Here is a 25,035-nt window from a genome sequence, read left to right as displayed (position 1 = left end):
TGTGGAAAACTGATGTAGGTGAAACGTATTATGAGTGGATCCTGAACGATCAGGGGGCCGTGGTGGGCGGGAACGCCGTCGACAACGTTGCAGGTATCGAAGCGTTCTACGATGTGGACCTCAACGATGACGACACTATCGGCCATGTGACGACTCCGATCGAATCTGATGGTGCGACCACGTTGGCGGTTTCGACCGCAAGCGGCTATCTGATCAATGGCAGTGTTGGCGTGACCGAAGGGGGCAGCGCTGTTGGACCAGACAGGATTGAAGGCTGGAGCGCGATCCATGTCGAAGAGACCAATGAGGGCGGATATCGTCTGCTGTGGAAAACTGATGTAGGTGAAACGTATTATGAGTGGATCCTGAACGATCAGGGGGCCGTGGTGGGCGGGAACGCCGTCGACAACGTTGCCGATGTCGAAGTCTTCTATGGTGACGATATCGACGGCAGCGGCACGACTGGTCCGGGCGAGCCCAGAATTGCCGCTCAGCCCCAGGAAAGCGTTGCTTTTGTCGACACCCGTGACTGGGATATGTTCGAGTTCACAGACGAAACCGATGCCGATGAGCTGACCCAAGAAGACGAAGCCGAGCTTTTGGTTTTGAACGGGGCTCAGACCGAAGCGCTGGATACAGCTGACCAGCTTTTGGATCTGACCGTCGCTGATCTGCTGGAGCATTTGCTACCGGACGACGATCAGTTCCTTCTGTAAGGCCGGTCTGACAAGTAAAATTAGGGGGCTGCCGATACCGGCGGCCCCTTTTTTGCGCCCTTCCTGAACGAAGCGTGACGTTGCCAATAGGACTGCCAAGGCCAAAAAAAACTGAGGTTTAAGCGGCATGGCGCGTAACCCGCTGTTCTTTCCACACGAAGACCACACCTGAACGTGAAGGCGAAAACGGATTTGTGGTGAATAATCCTCTACCCCTGCGTGTCAGCCATTTTAGGTGATTACGAAACAAGCGATTGATCAGGGGCGTTGAAGATGGCCGTCAGACATCGAGAGATCAAAGCCAACGGGCGAGGAACCGTGACTCAGCAGGCCCGGTTGTGGTCGGGGCTGGTGCTGTTGGCCTATGCAACGGGGCATTTTATCAACCACGGTCTGGGGCTGGTATCGCTGGAGTGGATGGACCGGATGTTGGCCGTTATGTCCGCGATCTGGAGCTTGGTCCCCGGAACGGTTCTGCTCTATGGCGCCCTGGCGGTGCATGTGCTGTTGGGCGCGGTCACGATCCTCAGCATCCGAAGCTTGAAAATGCCGTTCTGGCGCTGGTTTCAGATCATTCTGGGGCTGGCCATTCCCTATTGGCTTGTCAGCCATATAATCGTCACCCGCGGGTCCGAGTTGCTGACCGGCGTGCCCGTCAGCTATTTGCAGGAACTGTCGCTGCTATGGCCGGTTGCGGCGATCAAACAGAATGCGCTGATGTTGCTGGTCTGGGGGCACGGGCTGATTGGCGTGCATTTCTGGCTTCGACCGAAGCATTGGTACAAGGACGGCTTGTTGGTGCTTTTGCCGCTGGCGGTGGCCGTACCGATCGTGGCGATGGCCGGATGGATGACAGCGGCCAAGCGCGAGGTGTTGCGCCTCAGCCTTGATCCGGACGGGGCAGAGGCGACAGAACTGGCCTTGCGCTTGACCGAGGTGCGCGCTGCCGTTTCCGAATATCAGGCGATTGCGCAGGGCTGGGTGGTGATCATTCTGTGCGCGCTGCTGTCCCTGTTCGTTCTGTTTTTGCTGGGCCAGAACCTGCGCCGCAAGGTGCGCGTGACTTATGGCGAAGGGCTGACCGTGGATGCGGCCCCAGGAAAGACTATTCTGGATGTAAGCCGCGACAACGGGATTGATCACCTGTCGGTCTGTGGCGGGCGGGCGCGGTGTTCAACCTGCCGGGTAGTGGTTCTGTCCGAGCAGGATGGCCTCAGCCCGATCGGCCCGGCCGAACGCAAACTTCTCGACAAGATCAACGCGGAACCGAACATGCGCCTTGCCTGTCAGGCGCGCGTGAACGGAGATGTCAGCCTCCGCCCAATCATCCAGCCTCAGCGCGCCGCATCGACGCCGTTGAAATCCGATCCGTTCGGCTGGGGGGTCGAGCGTGAGGTCAGCGTGTTGAACCTCAAGATCAAGGATTTCCGCCCATTCGTGGACAAGTCACTGCCCTATGACGTCATTTTTGTCCTCAACCAGCTTTTGGACATGGTGGTCGAACAGATCGAAGAGCAGAATGGCCATATCGACAAGTTCACCAATGACGGGCTGACGGCTGTTTTCGGACTTGAGACGCACAAAACCCAGGCTGCGCGCTCTGCGCTTTATGCAGCGGCCAAGTGCCAGTTGCTGGTTCAAGAGACGCAAGGCAGCCTTAGTCAGCATCTTGTTGAGCCGCTGAAGATCGGGATTGGGGTGCACTCGGGCCGGGCCATTATCGGACGGGTGGGCAAGACCTCGGACCAAGCAGCACCCAGCCCAGTGACGGCGATTGGCAATGTGTCGATCATTGCCGAGGCTTTCGAGACTGTCACCAATAAAATCGAGGCCGGGATCGTCTATTCAACCTATATGCATGAAATGTGCGGCCTGGGTATTCCTGACATGCTGGGTAAGACCGGCGGCATCACGATCCAGGGCGTGTCCGAACCGGTGCAGGCCGTCATTGTCAAAAACAGTGGCCCGTTGAAGAAAAAACTGGAACTGACCTGAGGGGGCGATCACATCCATCGCTCCACATGCCCGTTAAAAAGTGGGCCGAGATGGTGCGGGAGCGGGTGTTTTTGCCCATGCGGGAACCAATTGATTCGGGAGTGAGTCATCGTTTCCAAAAAGCGAACAATAAGTTTCCCCAAGAATCGTGGACACAATTTTGCCACAATGTCATCCTGCTTGGGTGGGCGGCATGTTTATTTTAGCACATACTGGTTTTTCTGACTGGCTTTGAAGGGGTATTGAGTGCCACATGCCGCCCCACGAACTTTCCCCCATCTACCGACAAACAAGGGCCTAGGCCGTTTGGACTGTGTCTCCGCTCAATAAGATTTCAGACACTTCGGACAGCACTTGCCGTCTGTGTGCCATCCCATCTGATTCCGGCAGACCCAGCTTTTCAAGAATTTGCGCCCAGCGGTGCAGCCAATCGTGTTTGTTCAGGGCTTGGGCCATGTTAACCCGGCGCATCTGATCGAGCTTACCCGGCGTTTCCAACAACCCGACGATCTGGTCAATAGCCTCGTCGGGATCCTCGGACAGGCGGAACACGGATTCTGGCCAATCGAAATACTGCCGATAGTCATCCGAGTCCGGCGCATAGCCGACCTGAGCGGCCCCGCCAGCAATGCCCTCAACATGGCGGGGACCCCAGGCAATATTGCCTTTTTTCTGATCGGCATGGCCGATCTTGGCGATATCCACCATGAACAGTTTGGAATGCTGAACCAGATTTGCCAGCAAATCCCGATGCACCGCATGTTGCGCCGTGGTCGGAGGTTTTGTTGCGGAATCATATAGATAGAAGCCCGCGCGATCCTTGATTACCTTGAGCAAACGGTCATGCAGCTCGGGCCGTCTGCGTCCCATGCAATAGATATCTATGGGGCGCTCAGCGGAAAGAGAGGTTGGCGCAAACCGGATCATATCCGCAGCACCAGGCAGGTGAATCACCGGTTTGCCGGTGATGCTGTGCAGGGTGTCACAAGCCTCGGCAAAGGCACAGGCGATCAGGTCGAACTTAGCCAGAGATCGGATCAGAGGCAGGTGGACGTGCAGGTCCTTGCTCCAGACCTCTTCCAGCACACAGACGGCCAGACCGCAGTGTTCGCGCCAGTTCGGGATCGCATCCAGCGTCAGTAGCTCCTGCGGTTTCTGGACGTCGCAAACAAAGATGTCATAGTCCTTTTGCAGCGTCACTTTCTGCGCACCAGACGGCCAGTGCCGGAACAGATCTGTTCGTTTGGACAGCCAGCGTTTGGGATCATAAGGCAGCGACCGGTCCCGTTTTCGGGCTGGGGCCACGATGTCGACCGCTTCTATTTCGGTCAGAACGTCTTCGAATTCGAACCCCGAACAGCGCGAAACGTTGTCGTTCAATCTGCGTTGAGAGAAGATCAGCACATCGCGCGAGGCGGTGGTGGAAACTGAGGAACTGGTCAACCGCTTGATCCTTTAACACAAAATAAGGCCAAACTATCTCATATGGCGGCCAAGCTTCCAAAGGTTTTTTCCGAACCTGCGCTTGCACACTTGTTCAGCGTCACCGGCAAACACCCCAAGGAAAGTCTGAAAATTGTGGAAAATCAGGCTGTCTGTGTTTAAGTTTTTGGGGGCCGGCCTAGGTTGCAGAATCCCAGGCAAGGTAGATTTTGTTTGATTTCTGACCACGTGTCGTGCGGGTTGTTTTTGTTTGGGTGCCGTTGATGAAGGCGGGTGTTTAATGATTTTCACGGATTGTCCCTTGCGGCCTGCCGGCGTTGTTTCCCACAGGACGATTTGGCTTTGCGTGCGGGGTCCAATACTGACGTTTGCGCAGGCGTTTAGTTCCCCCACCACATTCAAAAGCACGGAGCTTGGCCGAGGGATTCGAATTGACGCCTCTGCACCGGGTGCACAATGTCCATTTTTTGCATTTACTGTTTCTGAAACAGATGCGACCCGGCCGCTCAATCCAGTCTGATTTCCTGAAAGCTCCGCAAGATAGTATCCCCAGCCATGATGAGTTCGAAACAGCAAAAACCAACGGTTCTGGTCACGGGTGCAGCGGGATTTATCGGACGCGCTTGCGTTCGTCAGCTCGCCACTGCCGGGTGCCGAGTCATCGCCACATATCGAAGTGGTCCACCCCCGCAAGTCTCCGGCGACGTGACCTGGATTAACGCAGATACGACTGACGCCGCGGAGATCCAAGCGGTGTTGGACCAGCACCGACCCAGCCATCTATTAGCGTTGGCCTGGTATATGGGGCCGGGAAACCAGCAAGCGTTGGAGAATTTCCGCTGGGTGCAGCACTCGATCGACCTGTTATTCGCCTTTGCACAGGCGGGCGGGCAGCGGGTTACATTTTGCGGGTCGTGCATGGAATATGACTGGTCCAAGCCGATCAAGCTGCATGAGCGCGAGACACCCCTGACACCGGCAACTGAATACGGCGCGGCCAAGGCGGGGTTGGCTACCGCTTTTGAAAAGATGTGTGGCGCGCTGGATCTGTCGGGGGCCTGGGCGCGACCCTTCTTTCTGTACGGGCCGGGTGAGAATCCACGGCGATTGGCGGCGGATGTGGTGATCTCGTTGTTGCAAGGGCGCGAAGCCCTCTGCACTCATGGGCGGCAGAAACGAGATTTCCTGCATGTCGATGATGTTGCCAGCGCGTTGGTGGCCCTGCTGAACAGCGACCTTGAAGGTCCGGTCAATATCGGCAGCGGCACGGCCATCCCTCTGTCTGACCTGATCCTTGAAATCGCCCGTCAGATTGGTGCCGAAGACCTGGTGCGTCTTGGCGCGCGCGAAGCCCGGCCGGGCGACCCGCCTCTGGTCGAGGCCAACAATACCCGATTGCGGACCGAGCTAGGCTGGTCCCCGAAATTCACTTTGGAAACCGGAGTTGCGGACACCATTGCCTGGTGGCGCCGCGAGATTGCGAAAGAAACCTGATATGAGTGACGAGAACATCATTATCCTTGGGTCCGGCATGGCTGGTCTGGGCGCGGCCCATCATCTGCATGGCGCGGGCGTTTCAAGCCGGATGTATGACAAAAACGCTTTTCCCGGCGGTCATACGGCAACCTTTGCCCATGACAGCGGCTTCATCTTCGACGACGGTCCGCATATTTCCTTCTCGAAAGACCCGCGTATTCAAGATTTGTTTGCCAGTAACGTGGACGGCAAATACGAAAAACTGCAGGCTTACGTGAACAACTATTACCACGGGGCCTGGGTCAAGCACCCGGCGCAGGCCAATCTGCACAACTTGCCTGATGAGCTGAAAACCCAGTGCATTCTGGATTTCATCGAGGCGTCTAAACAGGAAGTGGTCGAAAAGCCTGCGAATTATCTGGAATGGCTGATCTCGGTCTTTGGGGAAACCTTCGGTACGCATTTCCCGGCGGTTTACGGCAAGAAATATCACACCGTTGACGCCGATCAGATGAGCACCGTCTGGATGGGCCCGCGCCTGTATCGCCCCTCGATGGAAGAAGTGATCCGAGGCGCGGTTTTCGCCGAAACGCCGGATGTCCACTATATCACCGACTTCCGGTATCCGACCGAGGGGGGCTTTATCTCATACCTCAAGCCCTTCATGGAAAAAACCGATCTGCATCTGGATCACAAGGTGGTGGCGATTGATCCGGTGGCCAAAACGGTTCGGTTCGAAAATGGTGTGACCGAGAGTTATGACAAGCTGATCTCCTCCATCCCGTTGCCGGACCTGATCCCGATGGTCAAAGGCGCCCCGCAATCGGTTCTGGACGCGGCTGCCAAGCTGGCCTGCACCACTTGTGTGACGGTGAATATCGGCCTTGCGCGCGATGATTTTACCCCGGCGACCTGGACTTATATCTACGACGAGGACATCGTCTTTACCCGCCTCAGCTTCCCGCACAAAATGTCCACCAAGACCTGCCCGCCGGGATGTGGTTCCGTTCAGGCAGAATGCTATTATTCCAACAAATACAGACCGCTGGATGTCGCGCCCGAGGATCTGATTCAGCCGGTGATTGACGATCTGGTCAAGATCGGGTTGATCACCGAGGATGAAGAAATCCTGCACAAGGATGCGCGTCTGATTACGCACGCCAACATCATCTTCGATCTGGACCGGGAAGAGGCGCTGCCGATCGTCCACAAATGGCTGGACGAGGTCGGCATCACCTATGTCGGACGGTTCGGCGAGTGGGGTTATCAGTGGACAGATGAGGCGTTCAAATCCGGTGAACGCGGTGCCCGGACCGTTCTTGAGACGCTCCAGGCAGTTTAATTCGAAACGCTTACAGGGACTTGTAGCGGACCCAGTCCCCCGGATTTCCGCCTCGGCCAATGCCGGGGCGATGACCGTCGCCGGTCAGGCGGGTCGAGCCGTTCGTCGGCCCGTTGCCTTGTTCCCACGTGGCCCAGGGGCGATTGCCGTTCTTCCACATATCTTCCAAACGGCGTTTGTCGGCGAGGTGGTCCATGCAGTACCAGAAGCCGGGATGGCGATAGGCCATCAGCTCTCCCAGCTCCATCAGCTTAGGCAGGGGGCCTTCTTCCCACATGATTTCGTCGCCATTTACACTGGCGACGGCGTCGAACACTTCCGGCTCTAGAACAAAGAAGCCGCCATTGATCCAATCTGCGGCGGTTTCGGGCTTTTCCATGAACCCTTCGACCAGACCATCCTCGCGCACCTGAAGATGCCCGAACGTGGTCAGGGGACGCACCATAGTGATCGTAGCCAGCTTGCCGTGCGACCGGTGAAAGGCCAGCAGCGCGTCCAGATCTACGTTTGACACGCCGTCCCCATAGGTCAGCATGAAGGTCTCGTTCCCCAGATAGGGCTGTAGCCGAGCCAGACGCCCGCCTGTCATCGTGTCGACGCCAGTGTCGATCAAATCCACGGTCCAAGGCGGCATTTGAGCGTCCAGCGCGGGGTTCCGGTATTCAGGTTCGCCAAACAACTCGCGCTTGGCAAAGTCGATCCTCAGGTTCCCGTCATGTTGACACAGATCGGACATGTACTGCTTGATTAGATCGCCCATATACCCAAGGGCCAGCACGAATTCATGATGACCATAGGTCGAATAATGCTGCATGATGTGCCAGAGGATCGGCCGGTTGGCGATTTCCACCAATGGCTTGGGACGAATGCGGGTTTCTTCTATCAGGCGAGAGCCCTTACCGCCTGCGAATATTGCTGTCTTCAACTGGGCCTCCCCCAAATACCTTTGAATCGAAATTGATCTCGATACGCGAATGGCCAGAGTCCACACCACCCACCGTGCGCCTGTCAATCTTTCTGCAACTGCATAGGGTCCGAAATTTCCCTTTGCTTAGAAAAAAGTCGCAACATTCACGTGGGTTTTGACACGAATTGGGAAGCGCGGCGCGTTCTGTTCTGGAGCTCATAGTGGGCCCGTGCATCGGCCCGCAGCGCGCGGGCGACCAGATTCATTTTGGTCGTGTAGGCCAGGAAGAAAATCCAACTGGAACTCATCCGACTAAGAAGCGTGCTCTCGGTGATGTTCGAGAACAGGTACATCATACCCAGAACAAACACGAATACGAACGGATCGCGCTGCGGGATGTGGCGCATGCAGTAGAAAACCGAGAAAAAGAACCTCATTAGACCCAAAAATAGAAGGGCCACGCCGATAAAACCGGCATTCAAGAAGGTCTCAAGCAACCCGTTATGCGAATAATGCGGCAGGAACCCCAGCTCTCCCTTGCTGGCGTAGAACCGCAGGTGTGGTGCGTTTTCATTCCAATGGGCTAGATAACCCCAGCCCAACCAGAACCGCTCTTTAACATTGGGCCAGACCAGCTCCCAGATCGGGATGCGTTCGGACAGCGTGGGTTTGCGTCCGATCAGCGCAAACAAAGGCTCGGCAATCGGTGAGGCCAATAGGAAGGCAATCGTACCGACAAAGAGAACTGCAAACAAAATGAAGCCTATGGCCCAAATTGTTTCCAATCGCGGAACGATCTGACTGATCAAAAGCGCCGACATCGTGATCAGCCCGATGACCTGAGAGGTGCGCGATTCTGAGGCGATCAGCAAAAAGACACCCAGCAGGGCGCCGATCATAAAGACGGTTTTCAGCCGCCCTGTGAATTGTCGCGACGCATAGTAGCACGTCAGCATCGCCGTCATTGCTGCCAGTCCCAGCCCGTTTTTGTGGGCATAGATCCCGTTCCAGGTGTCCCCCCAGGGCGGGATACCACGTGCTTGCGGCAGGGTCATGATTGCGCCCATCGACAGGACCATCGAGCTCCCAAAATAGATGGCGAGAAAGATTAAAAGCCCACGCATGGACATCATGCTACCCAAAGCGATGGCAAACCCGGACGTCACGATCAAGGGAACGAGACGCTCGATTGAATAGGCGGGAAAATCGCTCCAGGTGATTGATAAGACAGTCAAACAGATCAACAGCGTGATCTCGGGTGAGGCCGTCATGCCCCGGATCAAGTGGCGATAATACAGCAACGTGATGCCCATGATCGGTATCAGCAGCACGATTTCAATCTTCTTGGCCAGCCCCATTTGCCACAGCACGATCGAGACCACATCGGTGCCAACCAACAGCATGATCACCAGACAGGCGGCCAGAATCCAATGATGGAAGGCTGCGCCGGATTGTTGCTGGTATTGTGTCTGTCGGGTCAGGGGCGTCATCGCTGCGTAAGGTCTATCCAAAGAATTTGCGGTAGGAATTGGCGCGCCTCATCGGGTCGACAGCTTGAATTTTTCCACCGGTTTTAATCACTCGGTAAAGTTTGCCACGGCCGCGGTGGACCCGGCAAATGAATTATGCGCGCGGCGCATGATCCAAAAACCATCTGTACATTCGACGGGCTGGTGTCACAGTAGCCAGACAGGCGAAAGGTCGGCGGACGTGCGGCGTGTCGACCGGGCGATTGGGATTGTTTATGAGTTTTCATCTGTCGTTTCTAAGGTCCGACCTGCGATGACGTGGTTTTTCGTGCCCAGAATGATGTCTGCGGTGATTGCGATTGCGATCCTTGTCGTGATGACCCGCGTTCTGGGGCCTGCGGATTTCGGACGTTATACGCTGACCCTGTTGCTTGGGAATCTGATGTTTTCGTTCACCTTCCATTGGTTGGCGATTGCGATCGGACGATTCCACCACACGCCGGAATTCGAAGGCAAAACCATCGCCATGTCCCTGTCGACGGCTGCGATCCTGGCTGTGGCGCTGTTCGTTCTGGCAGCTTTGGTGTCGGTCATCCTGCCTGGTGGATGGATCGACGGCCTTTTCTTTGCGGCGATCTATTGCATCAGCCACGCGATGCACGAACTGGGAACCGCCTGCCTGCGCCAGTACCACGAGGGGCCGAAATACGCAGCCGTTACCTTGCTGCGCCATGGGCTGGGCGTTTCGCTTGCGGTCGGATTTGTACTGACCGGTGGCGGTTACAAAAGCGCGCTGATTGGCATGTCCCTGGGCGCGGCACTGACCGGGGCCTATGCTCTGGCGGTAACGCTGCGCCGCTCGGGCGTGGCGCGGCCAAAAGGGGCGGTGCTGAAAACCTATCTTCTATTCGGGTTTCCCGTGGCTGTCGTCTCCTCCACCGCCACATTCTTTGCGATGTCAACGCAATCCTTGCTGGCCGTCTTTGCGGGGATGGACTACGCGGGCTATTTCGCGGCGGCGCAAACCTTGGCCTCCCGAACTGTGCGCCTTCCGATGGAGACCCTGTCCCGCGTATGGGGTCCTTCGATATTCGAGGCGCTAGAAAAACGCGGCGCGCAATCGTCAGACGCGGTGCTGGAGCGGTATTTTTCGTTTCTGATGCTGATTGCGGTGCCCATCGTGGCCGCGCTGATCTGTGCGGCAAGCGTTTTTGCCAATCTGCTGTTCGACCCTGAATTTGCTGACCGAACCACAGGGTATCTGCGGGTTCTGGCGATAGCCTCATTTACGTTCGGGTTGCAGGGGGCGTATTTTAGCTTTGCCTTCTCGCGCGCCAAAAAGACTGGGCTGCAATTGACCATTACCTTGTGTTCGCTGGCTGTGCATGTCGCGCTATCTTTCGTCTTCATCTACCTTCTGGGCCCACCGGGTGCCGCCGTTGCCTTTTTGATCAGCGGATTGCTGAGTTTTCTGGCCTACTACCATATTGGCCGCCGCATCGACCCCATTGCGGTGCCCGTGCCAGAGATTTTCAAAGCCGTTGCTGGAGCTGTTGCTTTCGCGCCTCTGGCGGTTCTCGCAGCTGAGTCGGGTGGAATCGTGTTACAATTTGCGCTGCTTTCGCTTTCAGCTGTCGTGATGTTCGTGGTTTTCGCATGCCTGCATCAGACGGCAGCTGCTGCAGCATGGCGGAAGATACGTGGCTGGGCGTCCGCAAGCGGATTTCCCTCTTCGAAGTAACTCAGCGTTAACAACTTCTTAACTGAAGACCGACAAATTCGAGTGGGCCGGGTGGCGCAAATTTGCCCACTGGCACAATGAATTTTGAATCCTGGCTAAAGGGATATCGTGGTCCTGAAAATATGATGATATGATGAACTTGAGATCAATTTGATGTGTTACCCCGCGACTGTTTGACTTTGGGAAACTATATTTTCCAACAGTTGCCCCAAAAAACACACATTCTGGTTTCAGGGTAGGCAGACGCAGAAACGACGCATAAACCAAGAGCAAAACCGATGGTCATATTGTATTTACTGTCAGGTCCGCTGGTTGCCGCAATGTGTTTTGTGGCATTTCTTCTAACGGGCACAGGCCTAATTCAGGCCGTGATCTTCAGCTTGCTGATCGGATGCAGTGCTCCGGCTCTGATCGCCGGACTTCATTTTCTATTCAACGGAAGGTTGCGCGTGAAGATCGCTGAGAAATCCGCCGTTAAAACTGGAAACTGACAAAATCCCTGCTCAGCGCAGGGACAATACGCGAAGGGTGGCAAGGCTTGTTTGGACTGGCCTCAGCGGTTTGTTTTGGGTGAAGTTCAGCCCATTTTTAAGGCAGCGTGTCAATTTACTTAGCATGTTCACGAAATTGTGGTCGTTTTGTTAACAGGTGGTTAACAAAATCGTTGTCACATCAGACCATTAGTGCGAGTATCTAGCGGGGTAAAAATCCTGACCGCACATCATGTGTGAGTCGGGAGAAAACAAAGGGTGGGTTGTCGCGTTCGTGTGCGGCGTTCCCCAAATCTATTGAGCGGATAGTAGTCAATCGTTGGGTCTTTGCCTTGTTTTTTGGGGCAGATTCCCAAGCGGGTGTGTTGCGCGGCTGGAAGACTTGTTGGCGTGATTTTAGTCCGTTGTGTTAGTTTTTGGGGGTTATTATGAACCAAATACGAGGTTCTTTCCAATTAGAAGAATCGGAAATTTATAAACCAAACCAAAGTTCTATTAAGGTCTGTGACGAGTTCTCCAATTTGCGGAGCTTCTACGCCGTCAAAGGCAAGCGTTTGCTGGATATTTTGTTGGTTCTAATCGGTCTGCCGTTTGTGCTGCCGGTCATGTTGGTGATTGCCGTCTTGGTGAAGTTGGATGGCGGACCTGCCATCTATCGCCAAAGCCGTGTTGGAATCGGCGGTCGCGAGTTCGACTTCCTCAAGTTCCGGTCGATGGTTTCTGACGCAGAGTTTCAACTTCAGAAACATTTGGCCGAAAGTCCAACCGCTGCGTCCGAATGGGAAACAAAGCAAAAGCTGGACAACGATCCGAGGGTCACAAAATTCGGTCGTTTCATCCGTATGACCTCGTTGGATGAGTTGCCTCAGCTTTGGAATGTTCTGATCGGCGACATGAGCCTTGTCGGCCCACGTCCGATGATGCCTCAGCAGCAGGAATTGTATCCGGGGCGCGAATACACGCTGATGAAGCCAGGGATCACCGGCTTGTGGCAGGTGTCCGAACGCAACGAGGTTGAGTTCTCGCATAGGGCGATCTTCGACAGCGACTATGCGCGAAATCTGGGCTTCTGGTACGATCTGAAAATCCTGTTCCGCACGATCGGTGCCGTTTGCAATGGAACCGGCTGCTGATCCCGAACTGACCGACGATAGGATGATGGCTTATGAAACGCAGATTTAGAAACCCAGCGTTGCGCCTGTCCACCGCGTACCGCGCGCTCGGATTGTGCACCCTGCTAGCGATGCCAATGTCGGCGGCGGCGGATTTCAACCTTGAGCCAGGTGACAAGGTCCGTGTGACTTTGACGGGTTTGCAAGATCTGTCCTTCGAAGCGGCGATTGATGCCCATGGCGAGGTCAACTTGCAATGGCTGGGCCAGTTCCAAGCGCAAGGTCTGTCGACGGATGCGCTGGAGCAGTTGGTACGTCAGGACGCAGCGGGCAAGATCGTCAAGCAATATGACCAGAATGGCGAGATCTATATCATCCAGTTGGACGGAGATGAGATCGAGATCGCCCGCAATGGATACCGCCCGATTATCATCGGCGGCGATGTTGCACGCACCGGTCAGATCGACTTTCGCCCCGCCATCACTGCGCGCGAGGCGGTTGCCTTGGCCGGGGGGGTTAGAAGCCGGCTACTGGCCGATGATGTCACCATTGACCCGATCCAACTGCTGCGCTGGCAGACCACCTATGGTCAGGCTGCGTTGCAACACGCACAGGGGCTGGTGACTGCATGGCGCGCCTCATCCGAGTTGGCGCAAGATATGGATCTGGCGCCGCCCAGTCAGGCCAGTGTTTCTATATCTCCCAGGGTCTTGAAGGAATTGGTGGCAGAACATGTCCGGATTCGCACCATCAATCAGGAAAACGAAGCAGGTGAGCGCGCCTATTTCGAAGATGCCCAATTTCAGGCGGCCGAGCGGATCCGGATTCTTGAAGAACAGAAAGTAGAGCTTGCCAAGGCTGTCGCGGCCGATGAAGAGGAAGAGGCGCGCGTCGTTGCGCTGGTCCAAAAAGGCCTCGCGCCGGGGTCCCGTATGGCCGATACGCGCCGTACGACCGTTTTGTCTGCAACCCGTTTGTTGGAGGTTGAAGAGGATCTGGCAGCTACAAGCCTGATCCTGACCCGCTTGAAACGCGATCAAGAGCAATATGATCAGGAACGGTCGCTGCGGTTGTTGCAAGAGCGTCGCGCCGCTAGCCTGTCCGTCCGTGATGCGCGGCATCAGATGGATACGATCTCGAAATATCTGGCGGGCGCGTCGGATGAGATCGGAACCGAAAACCTGATTACGGATATTGACTACTCGGTCACGATCTTTCGGGTGGTAGACGGACAACTGCAACAGTTGGGTGCAGACAAACTGACCCAGTTGTTGCCCGGTGACAGCGTAGAAGTCTCGGTGCAGGAGATCACGCAAGAGGTCCCTCTGACCGAATAGCACCAAAATGCAGCTGGCTTACAACGGGCGTGAGGTCTTTGACCCGCGCCCGCTTCGTTTTGCGAGGTCGGAGTGCCGCCCCTTTGCTTTGGACTGGTCTTTTATCCTAGGATCGGGTCGCCGTAGTGTCGGACCTGTTTCATATCGACCCGCGTCGCCACCAGGGCCGAGGGGCGAACGCCCGCATTTTCCAATTCGCGCATTGCCTGCAGGACCGTGTTCCTATGCGTGCTGTTCCAGCGCGCAAACAGGATCACCCGATGCGAGATTTGCGACAGGTAAGCCGACTCGACCGCGCGCAACAACGGCGGTGTATCCAGAAGGATCACTTCATACATGTCGGACAGCGAATAGAGCAGGTTCAGGAAGGCCGGAGAGCACAGGAACTCACCCACTTCTTTGGCCTGAGCCTCGTCTTCCAACGGTCCGATCAACGGCAGGATATCCAGTCCGTCTTGCGGGGTGCTGACAATGTTGTCCTGAAACGACGCTGGGTGCTTTGCCCCGTGTTTCAACCCTTCGACGGACAGTTGCGACAGGTCGCGATAGGTGGAAGTGACCGTGTCGCAGTCAATGATCAACGTCCGATACCCGGCTTGCGCGCAGACCGACCCGATCAGCAGTAGGCCGGACGTTTTCCCCTCATCTGGTACCGCTGACGCGCCAGAGAAGATCATGCACCCATTCTCGGCAAAGCGCTGGCCGTGTTTGCTATCGACATTCTTGGTAAAGAACTCGGCCGCTTGAGAGGTGGTCAGCTCACTCTCGTTGCGTAGGGTGCGCAGACCGATATCGCTGCTGGCCAGAAGCTTACGCCCGAAATGCAGCAACTCTGGGTCCAGCTTTCCGTCATTGGTAAAGAAGGTTTCAAAGGGTGGGTCCTTTCGAACTTCGGGAATGATTGCCGAAAGTTTGACGCCCGTGGTGTTTTCAAGCTCATAGGTGGTTCTGAGGCGCGTTTGGAACAGTTCGCGGATCACGGCAAAACCCAGGCCGCCAAAGATCATTGCAATCATGACCCCGATCGCCATTTGCGCCCGTTTCGGCTCTGATGGATCGACCGAAGCGCGTGCAGTTTCGATAATGTGGGCCCCTGCATCCAGGTAATCACCCTGTTCGGCCCGACGCCCCAGTTGCGAAACAAAGTCACGATAGATTGCTTCTGCCACAAGAATCTCATTCTCGATCCGCTTGGTGACCGAGTCATGCTGAACCTGGCGTACCTGCTGGTCCTTGAACGTGTTGATGCTGATATTCAGCGTGGCTAGCTGTCCGTTCAGAATTTCCGTTTTGCGCTGTGCTGCTTCCAACGCACTGTCCAGAACCGCTTGCGCGTCATCTGAATTATTGGCCGTGCTCTGCGGTACCAGCGCCGATTGAACGGCGAATTCTACCGCTTCGGCGACATTGCCATTGTCCCTGAGCAGTTGGATGGTGTTGGTCTGTTCATCCAGCACAGACAGTTCTTCATTCACCAGCCGGGCGCGTTTCTCGGCCTTGATGCGCTGTGCCTTGATGGTGGCGTATTCCTCCGGTGAATACGGCGTTTCGACCGAATGTGCCTCAAGATCCGAGATGAGCTTGTTCAGGTCTTCGCGTATCTGACCGATCCGCGTTGCCAACCATTCCTGCGACTGGCTTAGATCATCGCGTTTCATGCGCGTCAGGACAAATAGGTACTCATTGGCCAGGCTGTTGGCGATGACGGCTGCTTTTTGCGGCGTTTTCGCAGAGACACGAATTTCGTACACGGCTGAGGTTTCGCCGATCTGTTCGATGCGGCGTGCCTCCAGCAATTTCTCGATGGTCGCTTCGCGCTGCATCTCTTCCAGGGTTTGACCACTGTCGCCACCCTCGTCCGCGTCATCCCCCCCGCTGAGTGCACTGACCAGCCCGTTTTTCAAACGGCGCGCCAAGGCAATAGGAGAAAGGGTAAAGCCAGTTTCAGCACCCGAGAATTCCGGATCCGTATGCAGTTCCAGACGATCCACGACATTTTCGATCAGGTCGGTCGAGCGCAGAAGTTGCAACTCACTCTCAAGCGATGTCAGGGAAAGGGGCAGGCCCGATACCTGCGGCGTAAACTGAGTTTCGGTCTGAACGCGGGTCTCGATCATGACCTTCGCGCTTGAGGTGTATTTCGTGTCCGACAGGTAGGACATCAGATAGGCGGTCACCCCGCCCAGAAATCCGACCAGCAATATCCACAGGATCGAACGTCGGATCGCCCACGCGATATTCGACAACACCCTAAGTTCGGGATCGCCGGCCGGAGCCTGGCCGAAACCCGTCAATTCAACATCCAATCCTCGGCGATACTGATCAGTCATAACTAATTAACAATCTGAAACACGGACTACAGAAAACATAGGCCCACAAACCTGTATTCAACAGAGAAAACCGCATATGTCGTAAACAATGTGCTAAGTTTCGGAGGATTGATGACTAATTCGGTGCGGCTTGCCTGCAATTGGTGCGAAGTAGGGTCAATTTCCAAGATGAACGGAAGATAAACTCTAATTTAATAGTAAGAATCGCTGCGGCTGTTACTTTGAGTCCAGCGTCGAGTGTTACCTGGTGAATTTGGAACGAGTATTGATGAACAAGACGGTCGAAATGCGCTTGCCGCACATATTGGTCGGAGGGGTACCCGTCGCGCAAGCCGGGGATGAAGACCTGACCAAAGCAATGGCGGAAGATGTGCTCAAACGGCGATCTGGCGCGTTGACACGTGCGGTGACTGTGTTCAGCTCGAATGCGCATGCCATATCCACCTATGCCACGGACGAAGGATTTGCCCGTGTGATGGATTCGGCCGATATCATCCATGCGGATGGCCAGATCGTCGTCTGGGCGTCTCGTATGGCGCACGGAGAGGGCGGGGTGCCCGAACGTACCGCAACCACAGATTTCATCCACTCGGCGGCTAAGGTCGCTGCTAAAAACGGTCTCAGCTTTTACCTGCTGGGCGCGACCGAAGAGATCAACCGAGATTGCGCAGCGCGCCTGCAAGAGATGTATCCCGGTCTTGTCATTGCCGGGCGCCGCAACGGGTATTTTGATCCCGCCGATGAAGAGGCGGTGATTGCCGATATCAATGCGAGCGGTGCGGATATCTTGTGGGTGGGGCTCGGCAAGCCGAAAGAACAGTATTTTGCCGCCCGTATCGCGCCGAAGCTGACGCAATGCGCCTGGGTGGTGACCTGTGGAGGGTGCTATCACTACGTGGTTGGGGACTACGCCCGAGCACCGCGATGGATGCAGTCCATGGGATTGGAGTGGTTGCACCGTATCGCGACAGGTCCGGGCTACCTGCTCAAGCGATACTTGCATACACTACCGCATGCGTTGAGTATCGTTGTCAGGAAGGACGTGTTTACAAAGTTTTTACGCCGGTGACGGCATGGGTAAAGTTGTCAAGCCATAGGGCCTGTTTTTCGAAGGTATGAGTGAGTGACGAAGACAAATTTCATCGGGATTGGTGTCCAAAAAGCAGCCACCACGTGGTTGCATCACGTGCTTTCCGAGCACCCTTCGGTGCGGACCAGCGAAACGAAAGAGCTCAATTTTTTCAATGCCCGTTACGATTTGGGGTTTCAATGGTATGAATCCCGCTTCGACCCGGCTGAGCCGGGCGTTATCCGGGGCGAATGCTCGCCCAATTACTTCTACAGCCGTGATGCCGCACAACGGGCGTGGGATTATAACCCCGACTTCAAGTTGATCTGTATTCTGCGGGATCCGGTCGAGCGGGCGTTTTCAAATCATCTGCACGAGATCCGCAAAGGTCACATTCCGCCCGATACGTCGTTTGAAGATGCGCTGCCGCTGAACCCAGCCTACACGCTGCAAAGCCACTACAAAGCAAACCTGCAAAACTGGTTGGACCACTTCAACAAAGGCGCACTGCTTGTCCTGCTGTCCGAAGACGTGGCGAAAGATCCCCAGGGAACCTATCGGCGCATCTGCGCACATTTGGGTGTCGCGCCCGAGGAAAACCCTTCGGCGATCACCGAACGTCATCACGAAACTATCGTATACAAAAACCAGGCCGTTCAGAACACGCTGCGCAAAGGCGGTTCCGTTCTGCGTTCGCTTGGGTTGGCCAGGCTGGTCAAAGGGATGAAGAAGGTCCCAGGTCTGAAACAGGCTCTGGCTATGAACAAACAGCATCTGAAAACAAAAGTGCCGCCACCCACACCCGAAACTCGCGTGATGTTGGCCGAGCAATTCCGTGACGACATGGAGTTTGTCGCGCAGTTTCTCGGGCGCGACAATCTACCTTGGCCCACTTGGCAACTTTTGCCACCGATCAAGACGGGAACGCACGGGTAAGATATGGGCGTCCGGGATACAGCACGGATTTTTGGGGACCTGCGCATCAACCAGATCACGCGTATGACCCGCCGCATTTTGGGGGCCCGGTTTCTGGATGGCCGGGATTTCATGCCGCAAGTCTCTGCCGAACAGGGCGCACATCTTGCCGCCCTTGCGCGCAGGGCGCGCGGTGACATCCGTACTCCGATCCTGATTTTTGGCGTTTTGCCCCGTTCGGGGACGAATTTTGTGCATGATCTGGTGGGAATGCACCCTGACGTCACCGCCGATCCCGGCAGGCTCTATGAGTTTCCGCTGCTTCACGCGGCTGGCGACGCAGCGGCCTTTTCGCGTGATTTCCTGCGGTACTTCCCGCGCAATGAGGAAGTGCTGGGGCATTATGACATGCTGGCCATGCTGGCTGGGGCATGGTTCCGCGAGTTGCAGGCGCAGGCCGAGGGGCAGCATATACTATTAAAATGCCCGCATGTGCAGGACCTGTCGCTGGCACGCTATATCTTTCCCGATGCCAAGATAATCCTGTGTCTCAGGGACGGGCGGGACGTGCTGGACTCCTCGCTCAGAACGTTCTCGCGGTTTTCCCTGCGCAGCAAAAATTTCCGCCAATTGGCCGATGAATGGCGTTTGGGGGCCGAGGCGATTCTGAGTTTCAGCAGCGGCGGCCCTAATGAAAACGCTGATACGATGGTTGTCCGATACGAGGATATCGTCGGCAATACGCCCAGCCACGTGCAGCAGATGCTGGACCATATCGGGCTGGAGGCCCCGCGCTTTCCTTGGGCCGAGATCGACAAGATGCCGGTGCGGGGGTCCTCGCGTTCAACCGCTGCGAACGAACAGCGTTGGCAACCGCAGGCAAAGACCGCGGATTTCAACCCGGTAAAGCGCTGGGCCGAGTGGCCGGACAGCAAGAAAGCCCGGTTCGACAAGTTGGCCGGACAGGCGCTGGAGCAGGCGGGTTATGAGCGCTGATGCCCACCATAGCACGCGACCTCATGTTGCTATTTGTATCGCAACCTACCTGCGGCCTCATGGGCTGAAGGCGCTGATCGACAGTCTGAACGCGCAAAAGCTTGAGGGTCGGGATGTGCGCGTGACGCTCGTGATTGCCGACAACGCGCCCGAAGCCACGGCGCAAGCAGAGTTAGGGGATATTCACGCCCTTACGCGTTGGCCGGTTATCTATGTGATTGAACCCGCACGCGGCATTGTTTCGGCCCGGAACCGGACGCTGGCCGAGGCGCCGTCCGACGCGGACTATATCGCGTTTCTGGATGATGATGAGGCGGTCTCGGACCAATGGCTTCTGCAGATGCTGGACACGATGCAACTGCCGGACACGATTGCTGCACAGGGCCCGGTCGAGCCGAGGTTCAGAACCCCTCCGCCGGGCTGGGTCGAAGCGCTGAACCTGTTTCGAATGGGGCCGTATGAGCAGGGCGCTGCGCTGGTGTCAGCGGCGACGAATAACTCGATGGCCGATGCACGCGTCATTCGCGACCGCAACATGCGCTTTGATACCCGGTTCAATATCACCGGCGGCGAGGACGAAGAGTTTTTTTCGCGCATGCGCCAATCAGGCGGTGTGATCCGGGCGGCGGCGCAGGCAATGGTCTGGGACGACGTGCCTGAAAACCGCGCGACGCTGAAATGGCTGGGACGGCGCTGGTTTCGCAAGGGCAACACGCTGGGGCGCATCGCCCTGATCCGGCGCAAAGGCGTCGCAATGCGTGCGGTCAAAGGGGTGGGTGCCATCGGATGGGGCTGTGTGATATGTCTGTGCCTGGGGTTCGGCTCGAAACCCAGATGGTATCGGGGCTTGTTGGAGATCTATCGTGGCGCCGGGATGCTGGCTGCCCTGATGCGGGTGGAGTTTGCCGAATACAGCGCTTCGGCCGTGCAGGTCGACCGGGTCGGAGGCGGCTGAAATGACCGACCCCGTGCCCGAGTTTTCAATCATCATCCCCGCCCGCAACATGGAACGGTTCGTGACGCAGACGCTCGACAGCGTCAGCAGCCAAACCCTAACCGCGTTCGAGGTGATCTGTATCGACGACGGCTCAACCGACGGCACACGACGCATCTTCGATGCTTACGCACAGAAGGATGCCCGGTTTCGGCCAGTGTCAGGCCCGGCAAAAGGCGTCAGCGCCGCCCGCAATCTGGGGCTTGAACAAGCCAGTGGCGCGTTTGTTCTGTTTCTGGATGCGGATGATCTGCTGCATTCTGAGGCGTTGAAGCGGTTCCACGCATCGCTATCGAACAGCGACGCGGTTGGTGCCGTTGCGGGCGTTCAGCGGATCAACGTCGACGGCGAAGATTTGCGCGGCGCGGACAATCGCGCGCTGATCCCCGAACAGGATCAATTGGCGGCACTGTTGCGCAAGAATTATGTGGTCAATGGTGGCGCGCTGGCTCTCAGAACGCAAGCAGCGCGACAGGCCGGGGGCTATGACACCAGCCTGAAAAACGGCGAGGATTGGGAGTTCTGGAGTCGCGTCGCGCTGGAAGGTCGGTTTGAGGTGGTGCCGGGCCCTGCGCTGTTGCTGTATCGGCAGGTGGCCACCGGGGCGAATTTTCAGACCCGCGACACGGGGTTTACCCAGATGGCGCCTTGCATCGAAAAGATCGCCAAGAATCCCGCAATGCAGCAGAAATTCGGCGCGCAGCTGCGGCGTCTGCTGCGCGCGCGTGAGATTGACCGCTATTGGTCCAATGTCCGCAATCAGTTCCAATATGGCCGCAAACCTGTGGCCTTGTTGGAAGGGCTGCGCGGAGTGATTATGTATCCTGACAGCCTGTTTCGCCCAAAATTGATCTGGCGCTTTGTTCGCAGTCTTGATCGTAGGGTGTAAAACAGTCGCATCGAAGCAAGGAATACAGCCAATGGGACTCACACGGCGCGCAGTATTGCTGCAAGGAACGGCTCTGACCTTGTCTGCGCCCTTTGCCCACACGCTGGTTTCCAGTGTCGCAGCAGGCGAGCTACCAGACCCTGTTATGGGTTTTTTGGGCGATTGCGTGGTCCAACTGACGGTGATGGATACGATGTTCGACCTGCCGCGACCCATTGTCGTGACGGCGCAGGACCGGGCTAATTGGACCCTAGATACGGGCAATGCCTTTGGCGCGCGTGGTAAGCTGAACGGGGAAAAGGGCAATTTCTCGGGTCGTCAAAGCGAAACACAGCCGCAGTTTTTTACTCCATGGCCACAGATAACCAAGGGCAGCCGCAAAGGCGGTTTTCGCCAAGGCCCTCAAGAGGCGCCGACCGCCGCCTTGGCCGACCAGCCCGCGCAATGGCAGGTTCAGGTCGACGGTCAGCCCGCGACGATCCGGTCGCTTTTTCGAAAAACCACCCCTGTTGCGACGCGCGCCATTGGTGTCAGGCGATGGGAAAGCACCAAGCGGCACCAACTGACCTTTGTGCTGGACCGCGTTATTCCCGACGGTGCGACTGTCTCGTTGAACGGGCCGTCTGTGACCAAAACCGCGGCGCGGAAACAGGCCGAGACTTTCAGCGAATCCATCCATCTCTGCCAGCAAGGCTATCCAATACTAGGCCCTAAAAAGGCCTATGTCGGAAGCTGGTGGGGTCATGACATGAACAATCAGGGCGGCAATACCGATGCGCTGTTGTCCGAACAGACGGTTTGGCGCCTGATCTCGACTGAGGACGGGGCCGAACTGCGGTCGGGGCGATTGCGACTGGCCAAACCGGGGTCCGAGCCGCATGGGCAGGACCTTAACTATAATGGCTGCGATGTATATGAGGCCGATTTCTCGGACCTTGATCACATCGGATCGTACTACATTCAGGTCGACGGGGTCGGGCAGTCGTTTCCGTTCAATGTGACGCAAAGGGTTTATGACGGGGCGTTGCGGCTGGCGGCGCGGTGGTATTTCCACCAAAGATCAGGCTGCGCGATCACAGATCCATATGGCGAGGGCCGCACCCGCCCGCGCAACGGTCATCCCGAAGATGGGCTGACCGTCTGGCAGACCGGCGTCAAACTGGGTGACACGCGCGAAGGGTATGGCAAGGCCTCAGCCGCGAAATCCCTGGCGCAACAGGCCGAGGCCTTGGGGGTCGAAGACTACCCCGACGCGTCCCAGATGACTGCGAACCCGGAGGCGTGGGGCGGTTGGCACGATGCGGGTGACTGGGATCGCCGTATCCAGCATATGAACGTGGTCTATCACATGGCCGATCTGGTCGAGACCTACCCCCATATCCGCGCTTTGGCACTGAACCTGCCAGAAAGCGGAAAACCTTTCGCGCATGGTGATGTTGCAGCTCGAAAGAATGACCTGGACCGGGGGGATGGCGAAACCGTACTGCCAGATCTGATCCACGAGGCGCTGTGGGGGGCCTCGATCTGGCGGCGCACGCAGTTGCCGGATGGCGGGATCATCGGTGGCGTTGAATATTCCAGCAGCGGGATTTTGGGCTCGGTCTCGTGGAACCCGGTTCAGGTGACGTATGCCTATGCGCCGGAGGACTGGGCTGCGTATCGGTTTGCCCATGGGGCCGCCAAGCTGGGCCATGTGATCAAGACGGTTTGCGGGGACGCGGCCCTTGGAGATGCGCTGATCGACGAAGCGCTTCGAGCCTGGCTTTGGGCGGAACAACAGCCGGTGCCTGAAAATGAGGACGGGCAGGGCGATCCGCGCGCCGATGTCTCGCGGGCGCGCATCGCCTCGGCCTCGGTCTTATACCGTGCAACAGGCCATGCCGCCACGCGGCAGGTGTTCGAGGATTTCAACCCGTTCGAACCCCGTGCCGAGACCCCGCTGGAGGGCGTGCGACCAGAGTTTTTTGCCAATTCTTTTCTGGACTACGTCAAGGCGGGGCGCGAAGGGCGGGCCACGGATGCCAAGCTGGTTGCCGCGATCGAAAACTGGATCAAATACCGCGCCCTGAACGGCAAGCGGATGGGTCAGGATTTCGGGCTTCACAACACGGATTCTTATGTTTGGGGGCGGGGATGGCTGCGGTTTGGCCCCGGCTCGAACTGGCGGGCGGGGCAGATTGCGCTGCAATACGCGGCAACGGGCAAAATCCCTGCGGAATTATACGAAGCGGCTGTCGAGGGGATGTGGTTCGGGATGGGTTGCAACCCGGCCAATGTCAGTTTCGTGCAGGGGCTGGGTCAGCGCAGCTTTGCCGACCCATTGCTGACCGACCACTATGGTGATGAAACCATTCCCGGTCAGATCAGCTTTGGCGTGGCGGGTGGCAAGCTTAACGAATGGGAACTTAAAAAGGTCGAAGGTGCAATTTATCCATTCAATCAGGACGACTGGCCAATATATGGGCAGATATTCGAAAGCCGCAGCATCGCCATAACGGCTGAACACGGGATGAAATCCAATGCGCTGGAATGGCTGCTGGCTTGCGCCCTGGTCACATCGCAGTAACTCGAGCGGCGCGGTGGCGGAACTTTGCGTCAAATCACAAAGCTGTCGGGATGGCTTTCACCTACGGACTGTGTTGGATATGTGTAACTGAATGTCGGCGGAACGTCGCAGGCCTTCGGACCGCAAGAAACAAATCAGGAGCACGCGCATGTTGTTTCTCCGTCGGACAGTTGCCGCTGTTCTGATCGGCACTTTGCCTTTTGCAGCGTTGGCGCAATCTGATCAGTCCCACTTGGGCGGATTGCAGATCGAACTCAACACTATGCAGGATACTGGTGAGGCCTGTCGGCTGACCTTTGTGGTGCAAAACGACACCGGCACCGCGATTGAGACGGCCAGCTTTCAGACCGTGATCTTCGATGCGGAAGGTACGGTCGAGCGTCTGACGCTGTTTTCATTCCGCGATATGCCAAAGGATCGCGTGCGGGTGCGTCAGTTCGATCTGACCGGTATCACCTGCGCCGGGGTGGGGCAGGTGCTGTTCAATGGCACAAGCTCTTGTCTTGTAGATGGTGCCGACAGCCCGATCTGTGACGCGGCCCTGACGCTGAGCAGCCGGACCGATACAGAGGTGTTGGGATGATACAGGCAATAGAACAGATCCTTGAACTCGGCGGGCCGGTTGTTGCGATCCTGATTGCGATGTCCGTGGTGACGCTGGCGGTGACCCTTTACAAACTCTGGCAATTTGCAGCCTCGGGCGTGGGGCGGCACCGGGTGTTGTCGCAGGCGCTGGCGGCATGGGATGATGGCGACATACAAACCGCCCGCGCGCGTCTGGCCAAAAGCCGCAGCTATCTGGCCCCGCTGGTCGAGGTGGCCATGGACGCGCCAGAAACCCCCGGCCTGGATCAGCGTCTGGATGCCGAGGCCGGTCTGGCCCTGGCCGGGTTGGAACGTGGGTTTCGCTTGCTGGACACCGTGGCGCAGTTGGCTCCGCTTTTGGGTCTGTTTGGGACGGTTCTGGGCATGATCGAAGCGTTTCAGAGCCTGCAATCTGCGGGCTCGTCCGTTGACCCGTCGTTGCTTGCAGGCGGGATCTGGGTGGCGCTGATTACCACTGCTGTCGGCCTGGCGGTGGCGATGCCCACCTCGATGGTGCTGTCCTGGTTCGAAAGCCGCACCGCGCGGGAACGGGTGTTTGCCGACAAGGCGCTGCGGACCATTCTTGTGCCTGGTCAAGCAATTCCACTGCCTGACGCACCTCAGACCATGGCTGCCGCGCCCGGACATGCGTAACCGCGCGC

Annotated in this window: 19 protein-coding genes; 15 read left to right on the top strand and 4 right to left on the bottom strand. The window is 56.9% G+C overall.

From position 1 onward, the window contains the following. Nucleotides 1–716: hypothetical protein (locus ACR0C5_RS09795; protein ID WP_480876214.1), on the top strand; the 716-nt coding region annotated here is incomplete at its 5' end. A 273-nt stretch (nucleotides 717–989) separates the two neighbouring features. After that, nucleotides 990–2,711: an adenylate/guanylate cyclase domain-containing protein gene (locus tag ACR0C5_RS09790; protein ID WP_480876212.1), complete on the top strand. Its 1,722-nt coding sequence runs from the start codon at nucleotides 990–992 to the stop codon at nucleotides 2,709–2,711. Nucleotides 2,712–3,008: 297 nt separating this feature from the next. On the opposite strand, the gene ACR0C5_RS09785 is transcribed toward ACR0C5_RS09790, so the two are convergent. Continuing rightward, entirely contained in the window at nucleotides 3,009–4,154 is a 1,146-nt protein-coding gene (locus ACR0C5_RS09785; RefSeq protein WP_480857936.1) for a glycosyltransferase, read from the bottom strand. 555 nt (nucleotides 4,155–4,709) lie between these two features. Here ACR0C5_RS09785 and ACR0C5_RS09780 point away from each other — a divergent pair. After that, entirely contained in the window at nucleotides 4,710–5,648 is a 939-nt protein-coding gene (locus tag ACR0C5_RS09780; RefSeq protein WP_480876209.1) for an NAD-dependent epimerase/dehydratase family protein, read from the top strand. Nucleotide 5,649: 1 nt separating this feature from the next. After that, nucleotides 5,650–6,972 (top strand): protoporphyrinogen/coproporphyrinogen oxidase, encoded by a 1,323-nt coding sequence (locus ACR0C5_RS09775; protein ID WP_170789462.1) that lies wholly within the window; start codon nucleotides 5,650–5,652, stop codon nucleotides 6,970–6,972. 10 nt (nucleotides 6,973–6,982) lie between these two features. On the opposite strand, the gene ACR0C5_RS09770 is transcribed toward ACR0C5_RS09775, so the two are convergent. Together ACR0C5_RS09770 and ACR0C5_RS09765 are read right to left on the bottom strand one after the other, a co-directional pair. Then, on the bottom strand, nucleotides 6,983–7,897 hold the full coding sequence (locus ACR0C5_RS09770) for a sugar phosphate nucleotidyltransferase (protein WP_170789463.1): 915 nt from the start codon (nucleotides 7,895–7,897) through the stop codon (nucleotides 6,983–6,985). Between the two features lie 146 nt (nucleotides 7,898–8,043). After that, nucleotides 8,044–9,369: an O-antigen ligase family protein gene (locus ACR0C5_RS09765; protein WP_170773037.1), complete on the bottom strand. Its 1,326-nt coding sequence runs from the start codon at nucleotides 9,367–9,369 to the stop codon at nucleotides 8,044–8,046. Between the two features lie 292 nt (nucleotides 9,370–9,661). On the opposite strand from ACR0C5_RS09765, the gene ACR0C5_RS09760 reads away from it, so the two are divergent. From ACR0C5_RS09760 to ACR0C5_RS09750, 3 genes are all read left to right on the top strand, one after another. Further along, complete coding sequence (locus tag ACR0C5_RS09760) at nucleotides 9,662–11,089, top strand: oligosaccharide flippase family protein (RefSeq protein ID WP_480876207.1); 1,428 nt, start codon at nucleotides 9,662–9,664, stop codon at nucleotides 11,087–11,089. Between the two features lie 1,012 nt (nucleotides 11,090–12,101). Next, entirely contained in the window at nucleotides 12,102–12,713 is a 612-nt protein-coding gene (locus ACR0C5_RS09755) for a sugar transferase (RefSeq protein WP_237217416.1), read from the top strand. A gap of 32 nt (nucleotides 12,714–12,745) precedes the next feature. Next, nucleotides 12,746–14,029 (top strand): polysaccharide biosynthesis/export family protein, encoded by a 1,284-nt coding sequence (locus tag ACR0C5_RS09750; RefSeq protein ID WP_480503513.1) that lies wholly within the window; start codon nucleotides 12,746–12,748, stop codon nucleotides 14,027–14,029. 101 nt (nucleotides 14,030–14,130) lie between these two features. Here ACR0C5_RS09750 and ACR0C5_RS09745 read toward each other — a convergent pair whose 3' ends face one another. Next, nucleotides 14,131–16,359 carry a GumC family protein gene (locus ACR0C5_RS09745; protein WP_480876204.1) on the bottom strand — a complete coding sequence of 743 codons (2,229 nt, stop codon included), beginning with the start codon at nucleotides 16,357–16,359 and terminating at the stop codon, nucleotides 14,131–14,133. 268 nt (nucleotides 16,360–16,627) lie between these two features. Here ACR0C5_RS09745 and ACR0C5_RS09740 point away from each other — a divergent pair, with 268 nt between their 5' ends. From ACR0C5_RS09740 to ACR0C5_RS09705, 8 genes are all read left to right on the top strand, one after another. Continuing rightward, entirely contained in the window at nucleotides 16,628–17,428 is an 801-nt protein-coding gene (locus ACR0C5_RS09740; protein WP_170773028.1) for a WecB/TagA/CpsF family glycosyltransferase, read from the top strand. A 54-nt stretch (nucleotides 17,429–17,482) separates the two neighbouring features. Then, nucleotides 17,483–18,364 (top strand): sulfotransferase family protein, encoded by an 882-nt coding sequence (locus ACR0C5_RS09735; RefSeq protein ID WP_170773026.1) that lies wholly within the window; start codon nucleotides 17,483–17,485, stop codon nucleotides 18,362–18,364. A 3-nt stretch (nucleotides 18,365–18,367) separates the two neighbouring features. Further along, nucleotides 18,368–19,339, top strand: a complete 972-nt coding sequence (locus tag ACR0C5_RS09730; RefSeq protein ID WP_170789469.1) for a sulfotransferase family protein — start codon at nucleotides 18,368–18,370, stop codon at nucleotides 19,337–19,339. Beyond that, nucleotides 19,329–20,294 carry a glycosyltransferase family 2 protein gene (locus ACR0C5_RS09725; RefSeq protein WP_170773022.1) on the top strand — a complete coding sequence of 322 codons (966 nt, stop codon included), beginning with the start codon at nucleotides 19,329–19,331 and terminating at the stop codon, nucleotides 20,292–20,294. The genes ACR0C5_RS09730 and ACR0C5_RS09725 overlap by 11 nt, the downstream gene beginning before the upstream one ends. 1 nt (nucleotide 20,295) lies before the next feature. Then, nucleotides 20,296–21,222: a glycosyltransferase family 2 protein gene (locus ACR0C5_RS09720; protein ID WP_170773020.1), complete on the top strand. Its 927-nt coding sequence runs from the start codon at nucleotides 20,296–20,298 to the stop codon at nucleotides 21,220–21,222. 31 nt (nucleotides 21,223–21,253) lie between these two features. Then, nucleotides 21,254–23,788 (top strand): glycoside hydrolase family 9 protein, encoded by a 2,535-nt coding sequence (locus tag ACR0C5_RS09715; RefSeq protein ID WP_480876202.1) that lies wholly within the window; start codon nucleotides 21,254–21,256, stop codon nucleotides 23,786–23,788. A 148-nt stretch (nucleotides 23,789–23,936) separates the two neighbouring features. Beyond that, nucleotides 23,937–24,371, top strand: a complete 435-nt coding sequence (locus ACR0C5_RS09710) for a hypothetical protein (RefSeq protein ID WP_480876200.1) — start codon at nucleotides 23,937–23,939, stop codon at nucleotides 24,369–24,371. Further along, nucleotides 24,368–25,027 (top strand): MotA/TolQ/ExbB proton channel family protein, encoded by a 660-nt coding sequence (locus ACR0C5_RS09705; protein ID WP_170789474.1) that lies wholly within the window; start codon nucleotides 24,368–24,370, stop codon nucleotides 25,025–25,027. Before ACR0C5_RS09710 ends, ACR0C5_RS09705 begins: the two co-directional genes overlap by 4 nt. Nucleotides 25,028–25,035 lie beyond the last annotated feature (8 nt).

It is taken from the genome of Ruegeria sp. N8 (assembly GCF_056531325.1).
This window is presented reverse-complemented; position numbering and strand designations above follow the sequence as displayed.